The organism is Streptomyces sp. NPDC093598 (assembly GCF_044764825.1).
Lineage (GTDB): Bacteria > Actinomycetota > Actinomycetes > Streptomycetales > Streptomycetaceae > Streptomyces.
In genome coordinates this window covers 85,803-99,938 of the sequence record NZ_JBIWIV010000001.1, presented here as the reverse complement: position 1 = coordinate 99,938, position 14,136 = coordinate 85,803, and the positions used below count along the sequence as shown (strand labels likewise).

Here is a 14,136-nt window from a genome sequence, read left to right as displayed (position 1 = left end):
GCGCACCGGCGCCCTGCTCACCGGCGGGGGAGCGGTGAGCGGGGCGGAGGCGGCGGTCGTCGACGGGCCGCTGCCCGGCTTCCACCCGGCCCTGAAGGACGCCCTGACCTTCCCGCTGGCGTGGGGACGGTCCCCGATCCGCGACGTCCGCGCCTGGCGGCGGGCCGCCCGCGCCACCGTCGAGGAACACCTCCTCGTCGAGCGGCAGGACGGGACGCCGTACGCGCCGGAGTTCACCGGCCCTTCCCGGACGCGGGACTGCACCCGCGAGCTGGTGACCGTCTCCCTCACCCGCTACGAACGGGTCCGCGGCGCCCTGCTCACCCCGCACGGGCGCGGGCCCTTCCCCGCCGTGCTGCTCCTGCACGACCACGGCGGCGGGTTCGACATCGGGAAGGAGAAACTCGTCCGGCCCTGGTACGACGACACGCGCCTCGCCTCCGCCCGGGCCTGGGCGGACAAACACTTCAGCGGGCGGTTCGTCGGGGACGAACTGGCCCGGCGCGGCTATGTGGTGCTGTGCCTGGACGCGCTCGGATGGGGCGATCGCGGGCCCCTCGCCTACGACCAGCAGCAGGCGCTGGCGTCCAACTTCTACCACCTGGGCTCCTCGCTCGCCGGGTTCATGGCCCGGGAGGACCAGCGGGCCGCCGCGTTCCTGGCGGGCCTCGACCGGGTGGACGCCCGGCGGGTCGCGGCCGTCGGCTTCTCCATGGGCGCCTACCGGGCCTGGCAGACCGCCGCCCTCAGCGACCACGTCGCGGCCGCCGCGAGCGTGTGCTGGATGACCGGGCTGACGGAGATGATGGTGCCCGGCAACAACACGCTGCGCGGGCAGTCGGCGTACTACATGCTCCACCCCGGCCTCGCCCGGCACCTCGACATCCCCGACGTGGCGAGCATCGCCGTCCCCAGGCCGATGCTGTTCTTCGACGGCGGACTCGACACGCTGTTCCCGGCCGAAGGCGTGCGGGCCGCGTACGACAAGCTGCGTGCCGTCTGGCGTTCGCGTCATGCCGAGGAGCGGCTGCGGACGAAGACGTGGCCGGAGCTCGGCCACGTCTTCGCCGATCAGATGCAGGACGAGGTCTTCAGCTGGCTCGACGACGTCCTGTGAGGCTCACCGACGTACCGGCTGGATGCCCCCCAGCGTCGGGACCACCGGCTTGACGGTGCCGTCGGCCGCGAACTCCATGCGGTCGACGGTGGTCTCGCGGTGCATGCCGTCACCGCCGGGCCGGCCGGGGCCGTTGAGGGCGAAGCGGTGGTAGACGGCGTACCAGTCGTCGGTGCCGGGGGTGTTCACCGCCGAGTGGTGACCGGTGCCGAGGATGCCGTACTCGGGCCGCTTCTCGAGGATCGTCCCGCGCTTGGTCCACGGGCCGAGCGGGGACGGTCCCGTCGCGTACGCCACGTGGTAGTTCTCGCTGCGGGTGTCGTCCTCCGACCACATGAAGTAGTAGGTGCCCTTGCGCTTGATCACGAAGGAGCCCTCGCGGAAGTTCGCCGGGGTGATGTCCCGCACCTTCGACGCGTCGTACGACACCATGTCGTCGTGGAGCGGCACCACGTACCCGCGGCCGTTGCCCCAGTACAGGTAGGCCTGGCCGTCGTCGTCGGTGAAGACCGCCGGGTCGATCATCTGGCCCTTCAGCGATCCGCCCTTGGCGACCAGCGGCTTGCCGAGCGCGTCCTTGAAGGGGCCGGCGGGGGAGTCCGCCACCGCCACGCCGATCTGCTGCTCGGCGCAGAAGTAGAAGTAGTACTTGCCGTTCCGCTCGGCGATCGCGGGGGCCCAGGCGTTCTTGTCGGCCCAGCTCACGTCCGGCCCGAGGTCGAGGATGACGCCATGGTCCTTCCAGTGGACCAGGTCCTTCGACGAGTACGCCTTGAACTGGGTGCCGCTCCAGCCCGGGAAGCCGTCCGTCGTCGGGTAGATCCAGTACCGGCCGTTCAGGTACTGCACGTCGGGGTCGGCGTTCAGGCCCGGAAGGATCGGGCTGCGGGTGCGGACCGCCTCGACCGTCCAGGTGCGCCGGGTGCCGTCGGCGGCGGTGACCGTGTACTTCTGCGGCTTGCGGAAGTCACGGCGGGTGCCGGACTTCGGGCTCAACTCGGCGCCTTCACCGACCCACAGCCTGGGGGCGAGGCCCCGCACATCGGCGTCCGGTTCCATCGGCAGGACGACCTTCGAGGCGCTGTCCGTGACGATCGAGTAGCCCTTCTGGTGCTTCGCCGTCGCGTCCACGACCGAGGTGGGCGTGGCCGGGTAGGCGGCCAGCAGACGGTCGTACTCCTTCTGCGTCACCGGCAGGACCGTGCCGTGCCGGGGGCTCGCCGGGAGCTGGTAGTTCTCCGAGGGGGTCCACTTGCCGGAGGCGAGGTCGGTGGTCTCGAAGGGGAGGTAGCCGCGGCCGCCGTACTCGTCGATGAACAGGTACCACTTCTTCTCGGTGTTCGACTTGAACACCGTCGGGCCCTCACCGCGGTCCATCGCGCCCTTGCCGATGCAGTCGGCCACGAAGTCGTACCTCGTCGAGGTCAGGGAGGTGGACTTCTCCCCGGTGATGAACTTCGAGCAGAGGCTGGAGGAGCTGGGGTCCCGCTCGTCCTTGGTGTAGCGGTAGTACTCGTCCTTGTACTTCACGACCGTGGAGTCGATCACCGAGTAGCCCGGGTCGTTCCAGACCTTCGGCTCGCTGAAGGTGCGGAAGTCCTTGGTCGTCGCGTACAGCATCTTGTTGTACGTGTTGCCCTTGTGGTCCGGGTCGTCGTCGGCGTACAGCTTCGACGCCCAGAAGACGACGTACGCGTCCTGCTCGTCGTCCCAGTAGGCCTCCGGGGCCCAGGTGTTGCCCGCGCTGTCCGGGGAGACCTTCACCAGACGCTGGTCGGTCCAGTGGACCAGGTCGGTGGACTCCCAGACCATGATCGACTTGCTGCCGTGCCGCTGCACCTGGTCCCAGCTGCCGCTGGAGTTCTGGTACATCCGCAGGTCGGTGGCGATCAGGTAGAACTTGTCGCCCTCGGGGGAGCGGATGACGAACGGGTCGCGCAGGCCCTTCTCGCCGATCGTGGACGTCAGTACCGGCTTGCCGGCGTTCAGCTCACGCCAGTGCAGCGGGTCGTTGCCGCGGCTGAGGGCGTAGCGGATCTGCTCGCCGTCGGCGGTTCCCTCACCGGTGAAGTAGGCGAAGAGATAGCCGGCGTACTTGCTGTGCTTCACGGGTGGGGCTCCGGGGTCTGCGGTGCTGGGCGGTGCCGTGAGGAGGGTCAGGAGCAGGCCGGTCAGGGCCAGGAAGGGAAGCAGGAGCGTGCGGGCGATGCGGGGGCGCATGACACTTCCTGTCGGAGTGTGGGGGATTCTGTTGGATAGCGGCCCTCGGAGTTTCACCGGAGGGACGCGAGCCGTCAACGGGTGGACATGAGGCCGGTGGTTCCGAAAGTTTCGGAACGTCGAGGTCTCCGGCGCACGTGACGGCGGCAACCCTTTCCGGCGCGGCGACGACTGATGGACGGGAAACGGGCCGGGGCGGGCCCCTCCGAACCGTTTCCGTCCCCGATCCCCCAGGAAAGGAACGCTCCGTGCTGCCGAGCACCGGACGTCATCGCAGGACCCGTACGCTCTCCATCGCCGCAGCCGTGGCCTGTGCCGCGGGGGCCGGCGGCGTCTACCTCGGGCTGTCGACCGGCGGCGCACGGGCCGCCTCGACGACGGTCACCGTCTCCACCGCGGCCCAGCTCGAAGCGGCAGTGAGGCACGCCACCGCCGGCACGGTGATCCAGGTCCGCGGCGGCACCTACTACCCGTCCGCCACCCTCAGGTCCACCGCCGATGGCACGAGGCACGCGCGCATCACCCTTCGGGCCCACGGCGATGAGAAGGTGCGGATCGACGGGTCCGAGCTGCCCGCCGGCTCCTGGCTGGCCGGGATCAAGGGTGACCACTGGACCGTCCAGGACCTCGCGTTCGTCAACTCCCCCGCCCAGGGTTTCGTCGCCACGTCCTCGGTCGGCGGGATCTTCAGGAACCTGGTCACCGCGGACAACGGCGGCTCCGGCTTCACGCTGCGCGGCGACGGCACCACCGGCAACCTCGTGCAGAACCTGGACAGTCACGGCAATCACGACCCGGCCGGTCACGGCCAGAACGCCGACGGCATCGCCGTCACGTTCGGCTCCGGGAGCGGCAACCGGATCACCGGAGCCCGGCTGTACGACAACTCCGACGACGGCCTCGACCTGTGGCAGTTCTCCTCGCCGGTCACCGTCGAGCACTCCTGGGCCTTCGGCAACGGCGAGAACCGCTGGAACGACACGGCCTTCGAGGGCGGCGGCAACGGCTTCGAGCTGGGCGGCGGGGGCGCGTCCGTCGCCCATGTCGTCGACAACAACGCGGCCTGGCGCAACGCGCTGCACGGCTTCACCGAGAGCTCCAACACCGGAGCCATCGCCCTGCACCGCAACACCGCCTGGACCAACGCCGGGAACGGCTTCCGCTTCGCGACCGGCACGGCTCGCCTCGGCAAGAACATCGCCGTCGGCGACAAGGGCGGTCCGGCCGAGTTCGGCTCCTCGGCGGTCTCCGCCGGCAACACCTGGGACAGGGGCATCGCCACCCCGTCCTTCCGGTCGACGGACGCGGCCGGCGTGTACGGGGCCCGTCGGGCGGACGGCTCCCTGCCCACGACGTCGTTCCTGAGGACCGGCTCCTCGACCATCGGCTCGACGATGGACTGAGACCGCTCGTCCGAACGGCGACGCCCCCGTCGGTGCGAAGCGACGGGGGCGCCCTGCCGACCGGCCGAGGGGGGCTCGACCGGTACCGTCCGGCCGTCCGGAGGGGGGCTCCGGAGGGCCGAGGTGCCGGGACGTCCGACTGGGGGGCCGGACACCCGGCATTCCGGCCGGCCCAAGGGGGGACGAGGGCCAACCGGAGTCACAGGGGAGCAGGCCCTACTGGTAGCTGATGTCGGAGGCCTTGAACGTGCAGGTCTTGCCGTCCGGGCCGGACGGCGTCAGCTCCTTGGGCTCCTTGCCCGTGTTGTTGCCCTCGAAGCGCACACACGTCTTGATCTTCTTCTTGCCGTCGCCGTGGATACGGATCTTCGACAGCGTCGCCGTGTCGCCGTAGTTGGCGTTCACCCCGACGATCGAGTTCATCGGCGCCGTCACGTCGATGTCGCTGAGGACGATCGTGCGCTTGTACTGCGTCTTGCAGTTGCCGCAGGAGCGGACCAGCTTGCCGGCGTTGTGCACCTGGAAGCCCGACACGTTCAGCGTGCCGGCGCCGTTGAACTGGAGCACCTTGTCGTCGGCGTTCTTCGCGCCGCCGCCGATCACCTTGTACACCGCGGACGCGGACTTGCCCTTGAAGCTGGCCGCGTCCTCGCCGACGTCCGTCCACCACACGTTCTGGAGCGTGCAACTGCCCTTGCAGTGCACGCCGTCCGCGGCCGGGGTACCGATGATGACGTTCTTGAGGACCGCGCCGTCGGCCAGTTCGAAGAGCGGGTCCTGGCCCTCGTCCTGGCTGCCGCCGCCGAGCGCGCCGGTGCCGTAGAACATCTTCATCCCGCCGTCGCGCACACCGGAGACGGGGATGGTCTTGGACACGGGTGTCTTGCCCTTGTCCGTGGGCCAGGAGGACGCGGCGCCCGCCGTCGACAGCATCGACGTGGTGACGATCGCCGCACCCGTGATGCCGAACGCGGACACCGCCGCGATCACCGCCCGCCGCTTGGTGACACTGCGGCGGTGGCGGACGCGCTGTTCTGCTGGTGCAGTCATGTACCGATTCCTCAGCTGGGTGACTCTTGCGCCTGATGGTCGCCACCGGTGAGGAAAGGGTTGCCGCGTCCTCAGACGTTTTTCACGAGTCGCCGTCGCCGTCGTTCAGGGCGGCGAAACCGCCGCCCACCGACAGCTGCCGCGAACCGGCGGTGGCCGTCACCGAGTAGCGGTCCTCGCCCGCGTCGCGACCGCCGCGGGCGTGGTCGAACTGACCGGCGAACACCCACTCGCCCGCCGGGACCGTACGGCCCTCCTTGAGGGTCCAGGTGTAGACGAGGAAGCCGTCCCGCTCGGCGACCGTGAGGGAGAAGTCGCTCTCGGGCAGGGAGCGCCACGCGCCCGTGTCGGAGACCCCGCCGGTCTGGGCGACCTTCAACCGCACGGTCAGCGCGGTCAGTTGCTCGCGGGTCTTGAGGGTGATGTTGCTCTGCGCCCAGAAGTCGTTGCTGTGCGGGTCGACCGAGCCGTCCGACCACAGCGGGCCGTCCTCGGGGGCCGCGGGCGGCCGCTCGGTGGCCGGGGCGCTCGGCGTCCTCGACGGCGGCGGGCTGGACTCGCGGCGCTCCGGCGGGCTGCTCGGCGTCGGCTCCTCGGGAGGTGGGGGTACGGGGGCCCGGCTCGTGGCCTCCGGGGACGGCGTGGGCGTCGGCGAGGTCGCCACCTCCTGCTGCCGCGGGGCGGTCTCCTCCTTCACCGCGGACGCCACCGCGTAGCCGCCCACCGCCAGTACGCCGGCGACCGCGGCCGTCGCACCGGCCACCCGCATCCAGCCGAACACCGGCGGACGCGTCGCCCGGTGGCCGGAACCGGCCGGACCGGCCATGCCGCGCTCGATCCGGGCCAGCATGCGCTCCCGGTCGGGCTCGTGCACCCCGGCCGCTTCGTGCAGCCGGGTGCGCAGCTCCTCGTGCACGTCGCGCCGCATGGTCATCGGTCCCTCCCTCCGCCCTCACCGGTGCGCACGCCCTCCACGGCGGGCGAGCAGCGGCGAGCACCCAGCGCCACGTGCATCCGCTGCGGCACTCCCCGCGTCCCCAGCAACCGCTGGAGTTCGGCCATTCCCTTCGAGGTCTGGCTCTTCACCGTACCGACCGACACACCCAGCGCCGAAGCGGTGTCCTTCTCCGAGAGGTCGAACGCGTGCCGCAGCACCACACAGGCGCGCTTGCGGAACGGCAGCCTGCGCAACGCCTCCTGCACATCGACCACGCCCGCGACGTCCGGGTTCTCGGTGTTCTCCTCGCGCTGGGACCAGAACAGGGCGATGCGCCGCCGCTCGCGCACCGCGCTGCGGATGCGGGTACGGGCCAGGTTGGCGACCACCCCGCGCGCGTACGCCACCGGATGGTCGGCCGCGCGCACCCGGTCCCAGCGGTGCCACAGCGCCAGCAACGCGTCCGCCGCCAGATCGTCGGCGATGTCCGCCTCGCCCGTCAGGAGGTGGGCGAGACGGGACAGTTCGGCGTAGTGGCGCTCGAAGAAGGCGTGGAACTCCACGGAGGCGGCGTCGTCGACGACTGTGCCCACGGGCGACCTCTCCTCGCAGCGGCTGGGGGCGCTCCCGTCCGGGGCACCCTGTGGCTGTCATGCAGATGACATGTGATCATCCGGGGGAGACCCGGACGAGATCGGGAAGCGTAGCAGCGATCGTCGAACGGTTCGTACGGAGCTTCGAACGGCGTATGACGGGCCGGACTCTGATTCCGTAACACGGAGAAAACCTGAACGGGGTTCAAGGCGGGCACAATCCGGCCAGCATCCGCACACCGATCACCCAGGCACCGAGGAGCACGCGCCATGTCCGAACCGCAGCAGATCACCGGCCGGCCACCCACCGAGGAACCCGGGGCGAACAGCGTCGACCGGTTCTTCCGGATCTCCGAGCGGGGTTCCACCTTCGGCCGGGAGATCCGCGGCGGCTTCGCCACCTTCTTCACGATGGCCTACATCCTTGTCCTGAATCCCATCATCCTGGGCAGCGCGAAGGACAAGTTCGGGCACCAGCTGGACCCCGTCCAACTCACCACCGCCACCGCCCTGGTGGCCGCGGTCATGACGATCATCATGGGCGTGGGCGGCAACCTGCCCCTCGCGCTGGCCGCCGGACTCGGTCTGAACGCCGTGGTCGCCTTCCAGATCGCCCCGCTGATGAGCTGGGACGACGCGATGGGCCTGATCGTCCTCGAAGGTCTGCTGATCTGCGTGCTGGTCGTGACCGGTCTGCGCGAGGCCGTCATGCACGCGATACCCCAGCCGCTCAAGCAGGCGATCAGCGTCGGCATCGGCCTGTTCATCGCCTTCATCGGCTTCGTCGACGCCGGGTTCGTCAGCCGCATCCCGGACGCCGCGAACACCACCGTGCCCGTTCAGCTGGGGGGCACCGGCACCCTCGCCGGCTGGCCGATGCTCGTCTTCTGCCTCGGCGTGCTGCTGACGATCGGACTGCTCGCCCGCAAGGTCAAGGGCGCCATCCTGATCAGCATCGTCACCATGACCGCGCTGGCGATCCTGATCAACTCCCTGGCCGACATCAAGTCCTGGGGCCTGACCACACCCTCCTGGCCGGACCGGCTCGTCGACGCCCCCGACTTCGGACTCATCGGCGACTTCGACCTGTTCGGCGCCTTCAGCGCCCCCGGCGTCGGCGTCATCACCGTCGTCCTGCTGGTCTTCACGCTGATCCTGTCCGACTTCTTCGACACCATGGGCACGGTCGTCGGCATCAGCGCCGAGGCCGGCCTGCTCGACGAGGACGGCAAGGTCCCGAACCTCGGCCGGGTGCTGCTCATCGACGGTGCCGCCGCGGTCGCGGGCGGTGCGGCCTCCGCCTCCTCCGCGACCTCCTACATCGAGTCCGCGGCCGGTGTCGGCGAGGGCTCGCGCACCGGCTTCTCCAACCTCGTCACCGGTGGCCTGTTCGGCCTCGCGCTGTTCCTGACCCCGCTGCTCACCATCGTCCCGCTCCAGGCGGCCGCCCCGGCCCTGGTCGCCGTGGGCTTCCTGATGATGACCCAGGTCAAGCACATCGACTGGGACCGCTACGACATCGCCATCCCCGCGTTCCTCACCATCGCCGTGATGCCGTTCACCTACTCCATCACCAACGGCATCGGGGCCGGCTTCCTCGCCTACGTCGTCATCAAGACCGTGCTCGGCAGGGCGAAGGAGGTGCACTGGCTGCTGTGGGGGACCTCGGCGCTGTTCCTCGTGTACTTCGCGATCGACCCGATCGAGCAGCTCCTGGGAGCGAAGTAGCGAGGACGGGCCGCCCCCGGGGGGAAGGGGGCGGCCCGTCTCGTCCTTACAGACGGCTTTTCGACGGCTGAGGTTCAGTCCTTGAGCGCCGCTTGCATCATCGCCTTGGCGACCGGCGCCGCCAGGCCGTTGCCGCTGACCTCCGAGCGGGCCGCGTCCGACTGCTCGACGACCACCGCCACGGCGACCTCCTTGCCCGACGAGTCGGACTTGCCGTACGAGGTGAACCAGGCGTACGGCACCTGGCTGTTGTTCTCCCCGTGCTGGGCCGTACCCGTCTTGCCGCCCACGGTCGCGCCCGGCACCTGGGCGTTCGTGCCCGTGCCCTTGTTCACGACCGTCTCCATCGCCGACTGCAGTTGCTCGGCGGTCGAGGAGCTGACGATCTCCTTCGTGCCCGCGTCGTCGTCGTAGTCCTGCAGCACATCACCGCCGCTGTTGGTGATCTGCGAAACCATATGCGGGGACACCAACTTGCCGCCGTTGGCTATGGCCGCGGACACCATGGCCATCTGCAACGGGGTGGCGGTGACGTCGAACTGGCCGATACCCGTCAGGGCCGTCTGCGAGGGGTCCATGTCCGACGGGTACACGCTCGTGTAGGCCCGGACCGGCACGTCCAGCCTGTCGTCGTTGAAGCCGAACCTGTCGGCCATCGCCTTCACCTTGTCCTGGCCCAGCTTCACGGCCATCTTCGCGAAGACGTTGTTGCACGAGTACTCCAGCGCCGTGCGGATCGTGGCGTTCGTGCAGGGCGCGTTCGGGTTCTCGTTCGTCAGCTCCCGGCTGGTGCCCGGCAGCGTGTACGGATCGGGGCTGTCCGTCCTCTCGTCCACCGACGAGTACAGCCCGTCCTCCAGCGCGGCCGCCGCGACGACCAGCTTGAACGTCGAGCCCGGCGGCAGCGGCTGCCGCAGCGCGCGGTTGACCAGAGGCTTCTCCGGGTCCGCCGTGAGCTTCTTCCAGGCCGCCCCCGCCGTGTTGGCGTCGGTCAGCGAGGAAGGGTTGTACGACGGCGTCGACACGACCGCGAGGATCTTCCCGGTCTTCGGGTCGATGGCGACGGCACCGCCCTTCTTGTCGCCGAGCGCCTCGTAGGCCGCCTTCTGCACGTCCGGGTCGATGGTCGTGACCACGTTGCCCGGCTCGGCCCGCTGGTTGGTGAGCGTGTCCATCACGGACTTCAGCCGGCTGTCCGTGCCGTTGAGCAGGTCGGTGTAGATGCCCTCCAGCTGAGTCGGGGCGTACGCCTGCGACGCGTATCCCGTCACCGCCGCGTACAGCGGACCGTCCGTGTATGTCCGCTTGTACTTCAGGTCGCCCGTCTTCGTCGGCGCCGAGCCGGTGACCGACCGGCCGCCCACGATGATGTTCCCGAGCGGCGCCGAGTACGTCTCGATCGCGTTCCGCCGGTTGTCCTTGTCGTCTGCCAGCGCCTGGCCCTCGTAGAACTGCACCCAGGTCGCCCTGACCAGCAGAGCCAACACCAGGAGCAGTGCGAAGACCGAAGCGCGCCTGATCGTCTTGTTCATTCCGAACGGAAGGACGAGCCACACCGGGCGGATCGTTCCCGTCCGTCCTGGTTTCTCATCCGCGGGCCGGTTTTCTCATCCGCCGTTCAGAAAGCCCGCCTCGTACGCGGCGATCACCGCCTGTGTACGGTCCCGGGTGCCGGTCTTCGCCAGGACCGCCGCGACGTGCGACTTCACCGTGGCCGGGCCGACCTCCATCCGGCGGGCGATCTCCGCGTTGGTCAGCCCCTGCGCCATGTGCCGCAGCACCTCCCGCTCGCGTCCGGTGAGCTTCGCCACCCACGCGGGCGGCGCCGGGTGTGCACGGGCGTGCTCGGTCGCGAGGGTGCGGACGGCCGCCGGGAACAGCAGGCTGTCGCTGCGCGCGACCAGCCGGACCGCCTGCACGAGCGCGTCGGCGTCCGCCCGCTTCAGCAGGAACCCGGCGGCTCCGGCGCGCAGCGCGTCGTACACGTAGGAGTCGTTCTCGAAGGTCGTCACGACGATGACGCGGGGCGGCTCGTCCAACGTGGCGAGGATCTGCTCGGTGGCGCGGATCCCGTCGACCTCCGGCATCCGCACGTCCATGAGGACGACGTCCGGCCGCAGCTCCCGGACGGCCGACACCGCCTCGGCACCGGTGGCCGCCTCGCCCACCACCTCCAGGTCCGGCTCGGCGGAGAGGATGGCGCGCAGCGCGGTGCGCACCATGCGTTCGTCGTCGGCGAGGACGACACGGATCGGGGCCGGGCGGGTCATACGGGTCCTCTCATCGGCAGGCGTGCGTACAGCCGCCAGGTCTGGGCCGCGGTCGGTCCGGCCGTCGCCGTGCCGCCCAGCAGCCTGGCCCGGTCCGCGATACCGCGCAGCCCGTGGCCGCCGCCGGTGCGGGAGGGCGCGGGGCCGGTCACCGGGTTCTCCACGGTGATCTCCAGATCGCCGCCCGTCACCGCGATCCGCATCTCGACGGCGGCCCGCTCGCCGGCGTGCTTGAGGGCGTTGCTCAGCCCCTCCTGCACGATGCGGTAGGCCTCGCGGGACAGCAGCGGGGGCAGCGCCTCCGGGTCGGCGTCCACGGCGGCGGTCACGCGCTGTCCGCCCGCCCGGGTGCGCCGCAGCAGCCCGTCGAGGTCGGCGGCGAGGGTGGGCGCCGGGGCCGTGCCCGGGGCGTCGCCCTCGCGCAGCACACCGAGCACGGCGTCGAGTTCACCGACCGTGCGCCGGGTCGTGTCCTCGATCGCGGCGAGGGCCTCGCGGACGAACTCCGGGTCGGAGCCGAGGACCCGGCGGGCCGCGCTCGCCTGGAGGGTGACCGCGCTCAGGGCGTGACCGACGGAGTCGTGCAGCTCCCGCGCCAGCCGGTTGCGTACGGCCAGGTCGGCGGCGCGGGCCTCGGCGGCGGCGAGCCGCTCCCGGGGCGTGGGGCCGAGGAGCGGGGGCGCCCAGCGGGCCAGCAGCGCACCGCAGCCGGCCGCGCAGCCGGCCAGGGCGACGAGCGAGAGAACGCCCGCGACCGGGGCGAGCGCCAGGACCCAGGTCTGGTCGTAGGCCTCGGGCAGTCCGAGCCGGCTGTCGCGCAGTCCCGCGAGGACCGGCAGCACGATCAGCACGGCGGCGAACGGCGGCAGCGCCAGCGACATCCCGGCGATGATCCCGCCGAGCCCGAGATGCAGCGTGAACCAGGCGGCCGTACGGCCCTTCTCACCGCGCGCCCGGGCGGGCCCGAACGCGAGCCGGTCCTCGTCCACACCGCACAGCCAGTGCACGGCGGCCGACTCCAGCGGCCGGGTCAGCGGGAACAGCGAGGTGACGGCCGCGAGCGGCAGGCCCACGCCGAACGAGGCGAGCTGGAGGGGAAAGGAGCCGAAGACGTCCGTGGCACCGGTGGCCGGGCCGATGATCACTGAGCCGACCAGGACGTACGGCATGGCCAGCGCACCGCCGAGGATCAGATGGATCCAGCGCAGGCGCGCCCGTCGGCCGAACAGCGACCGGGCGACAGCGCTCATGCCGCCCGCCGCGCGGCCCCGGCCGAGCGCTCCGCGACGTGGTAGGCGCCGATGGAGGCGACGAGGAGGCCCACGAGCATCTGGCCAGCGTAGGCGAGATGCATCAGCGGCGTGGGGCGGTCGGCGAGGTCCGCCACGCCGCCGAGAGAGGCCAGCGACAGCCATCCGCCCCAGCAGGTCACGGCACTGGAGCCGACCCAGGCGAGAGCGAGCGGCACCGACACGGGCAGGGCCCGGCCGCGCCGGAAGGCCAGAAGCACGGCTCCGGCGACCGCCGCGACGAGGAACACGACGTACAGGGCCTCCAGGACGTAGAACTCCCCGCCCCGCTCCGCCGCCCGGCCCTCGCGGAGGCCGGTGGAGACGCCGCAGGCCCACAGGGCGTGGAGTGCGAGCGGTGGCAGGGCGAGCACGGCGGCGGCCACGGCGAGGGCCCGGTGGGCCGGACCGACGGCGCCGACGGGCAGCTCCCGCATCCGCCCGCGCCACAGGTGCCCCCAGCGGTCCCGGGCGTAGAGCGCGAACAGGCCGCCGAGGGCGAGCCCCTGCGCGATGAAACCCGTGTACACGACGGCGAACACCCACTCGTCCAGGAAGGCCTCCCGGCCCGCGGACGAGGCGCCGCCTCCGCCGAACGCCTTCACCACCAGCTGCGCCGGGAACCCGGCCATGATGGGCGCGAGCAGCCCGGTCGCGACCCACACGGGGAACGCGAGCAACCACGCGGGCACCCGCAGCCCCCACGGCCGGGTCAGCACCAGCGCCAGCACGATCACCGCGCTGTCCAGCAGCATCGAGAGACCGTTGACGACGGCCATGGTGAGGCGGTCGTCGAGCAGCGAACTCCCCTCGGGGATCCCGATGTGACTCCCGGCGATCCAGGCGGCCTTGAGCGCGAGGTACGGCACACAGGAGACGACGGCGACGGCACGGAGGATGCGCCGCGTGCGGCCGGGACCGGCGGCGGGGCGGGGAGCGGCGGGGGAAGCGATGGACTGCGTCATGCGATCAGGCTCCCGCGGGGAAGGCCGCCGGCACGTCCTGCCCGGCGACGATCCGCCTCCGCCGGGCGGGGGAGAGGTCTGGAGCCCGCTCAGCCTTCCAGGATGAGCACCGTCTCGTCGATCTCGGCACCCCGGGCCGTGGCGTACCCCTGGGCCGCCGCCACCGCACGGAACCCGCACTTCTCCAGCACGCGCAGCGACCCCGCGTTGTCCGACGCCGCCCGCGCGTACAGCGGGCGCTCGGGCACCTCGGCGAGCAGCGCCCGCAGGGCCTCGGTGGCGATGCCCTTGCCCCAGTACGCGCGGTCGATCCAGTACGTCACCTCGCGCTCACCCGGCACCCCGTACACCGCCGCGCTGCCGACCACGTCACCCTCGGCCAGGACCGTACGGGCGACGACGTCGGGCGAGGAGCGCATCCGGGACCACCGGGCGTCGAAGGCGGCCCGGTCGGCGGGATCCTCCGGGGTGAAGGCCGCCATGTGCAGGGACTCGGGGTCGTTCATCTGCCGGAAGAACACCGGCAGATCGCTGTCGTGGACCCGGCGCAACTCGATGTTCATG

12 protein-coding genes are annotated in these 14,136 nt (G+C 71.1%); 3 read left to right on the top strand and 9 right to left on the bottom strand.

What is annotated here, in order from left to right; all coding sequences use genetic code 11:
* Positions 1 to 13: 13 nt before the first annotated feature.
* Positions 14 to 1,117 carry a dienelactone hydrolase family protein gene (locus ACIRDU_RS00480; RefSeq protein WP_403575056.1) on the top strand — a complete coding sequence of 368 codons (1,104 nt, stop codon included), beginning with the start codon at positions 14 to 16 and terminating at the stop codon, positions 1,115 to 1,117.
* A 3-nt stretch (positions 1,118 to 1,120) separates the two neighbouring features.
* Here the strand turns inward: ACIRDU_RS00480 and ACIRDU_RS00475 are convergent, their stop codons facing one another.
* Positions 1,121 to 3,337 carry a family 43 glycosylhydrolase gene (locus tag ACIRDU_RS00475; protein WP_403572314.1) on the bottom strand — a complete coding sequence of 739 codons (2,217 nt, stop codon included), beginning with the start codon at positions 3,335 to 3,337 and terminating at the stop codon, positions 1,121 to 1,123.
* Between the two features lie 248 nt (positions 3,338 to 3,585).
* Between ACIRDU_RS00475 and ACIRDU_RS00470 the strand changes: the two genes are divergently transcribed.
* Positions 3,586 to 4,740: a right-handed parallel beta-helix repeat-containing protein gene (locus ACIRDU_RS00470; RefSeq protein ID WP_403572311.1), complete on the top strand. Its 1,155-nt coding sequence runs from the start codon at positions 3,586 to 3,588 to the stop codon at positions 4,738 to 4,740.
* Positions 4,741 to 4,956: 216 nt separating this feature from the next.
* Here the strand turns inward: ACIRDU_RS00470 and ACIRDU_RS00465 are convergent, their stop codons facing one another.
* From ACIRDU_RS00465 to ACIRDU_RS00455, 3 genes are all read right to left on the bottom strand, one after another.
* The gene (locus tag ACIRDU_RS00465) at positions 4,957 to 5,790 is read right to left on the bottom strand and encodes a pectate lyase (RefSeq protein ID WP_403572308.1); all 834 of its coding nucleotides are present in this window, start codon (positions 5,788 to 5,790) and stop codon (positions 4,957 to 4,959) included.
* Positions 5,791 to 5,872: 82 nt separating this feature from the next.
* Entirely contained in the window at positions 5,873 to 6,724 is an 852-nt protein-coding gene (locus ACIRDU_RS00460) for a hypothetical protein (RefSeq protein WP_403572305.1), read from the bottom strand.
* Positions 6,721 to 7,320, bottom strand: a complete 600-nt coding sequence (locus ACIRDU_RS00455) for a SigE family RNA polymerase sigma factor (protein WP_403572302.1) — start codon at positions 7,318 to 7,320, stop codon at positions 6,721 to 6,723. The genes ACIRDU_RS00460 and ACIRDU_RS00455 overlap by 4 nt, the downstream gene beginning before the upstream one ends.
* Before the next feature lie 270 nt (positions 7,321 to 7,590).
* On the opposite strand from ACIRDU_RS00455, the gene ACIRDU_RS00450 reads away from it, so the two are divergent.
* A complete protein-coding gene (locus tag ACIRDU_RS00450) occupies positions 7,591 to 9,048 on the top strand; it encodes an NCS2 family permease (RefSeq protein WP_403572299.1) in 1,458 nt (485 codons plus the stop codon).
* 74 nt (positions 9,049 to 9,122) lie between these two features.
* On the opposite strand, the gene ACIRDU_RS00445 is transcribed toward ACIRDU_RS00450, so the two are convergent.
* The 5 genes from ACIRDU_RS00445 to ACIRDU_RS00425 form a co-directional block, all read right to left on the bottom strand.
* Positions 9,123 to 10,580 (bottom strand): peptidoglycan D,D-transpeptidase FtsI family protein, encoded by a 1,458-nt coding sequence (locus ACIRDU_RS00445; protein WP_403572296.1) that lies wholly within the window; start codon positions 10,578 to 10,580, stop codon positions 9,123 to 9,125.
* Between the two features lie 75 nt (positions 10,581 to 10,655).
* A complete protein-coding gene (locus ACIRDU_RS00440; RefSeq protein ID WP_403572293.1) occupies positions 10,656 to 11,318 on the bottom strand; it encodes a response regulator in 663 nt (220 codons plus the stop codon).
* Complete coding sequence (locus tag ACIRDU_RS00435) at positions 11,315 to 12,568, bottom strand: sensor histidine kinase (RefSeq protein ID WP_403572290.1); 1,254 nt, start codon at positions 12,566 to 12,568, stop codon at positions 11,315 to 11,317. Before ACIRDU_RS00435 ends, ACIRDU_RS00440 begins: the two co-directional genes overlap by 4 nt.
* On the bottom strand, positions 12,565 to 13,572 hold the full coding sequence (locus ACIRDU_RS00430) for a hypothetical protein (RefSeq protein ID WP_403572287.1): 1,008 nt from the start codon (positions 13,570 to 13,572) through the stop codon (positions 12,565 to 12,567). The genes ACIRDU_RS00435 and ACIRDU_RS00430 overlap by 4 nt, the downstream gene beginning before the upstream one ends.
* Positions 13,573 to 13,661: 89 nt before the next feature.
* The gene (locus ACIRDU_RS00425; RefSeq protein ID WP_403572284.1) at positions 13,662 to 14,135 is read right to left on the bottom strand and encodes a GNAT family N-acetyltransferase; all 474 of its coding nucleotides are present in this window, start codon (positions 14,133 to 14,135) and stop codon (positions 13,662 to 13,664) included.
* Position 14,136: the final 1 nt, after the last annotated feature.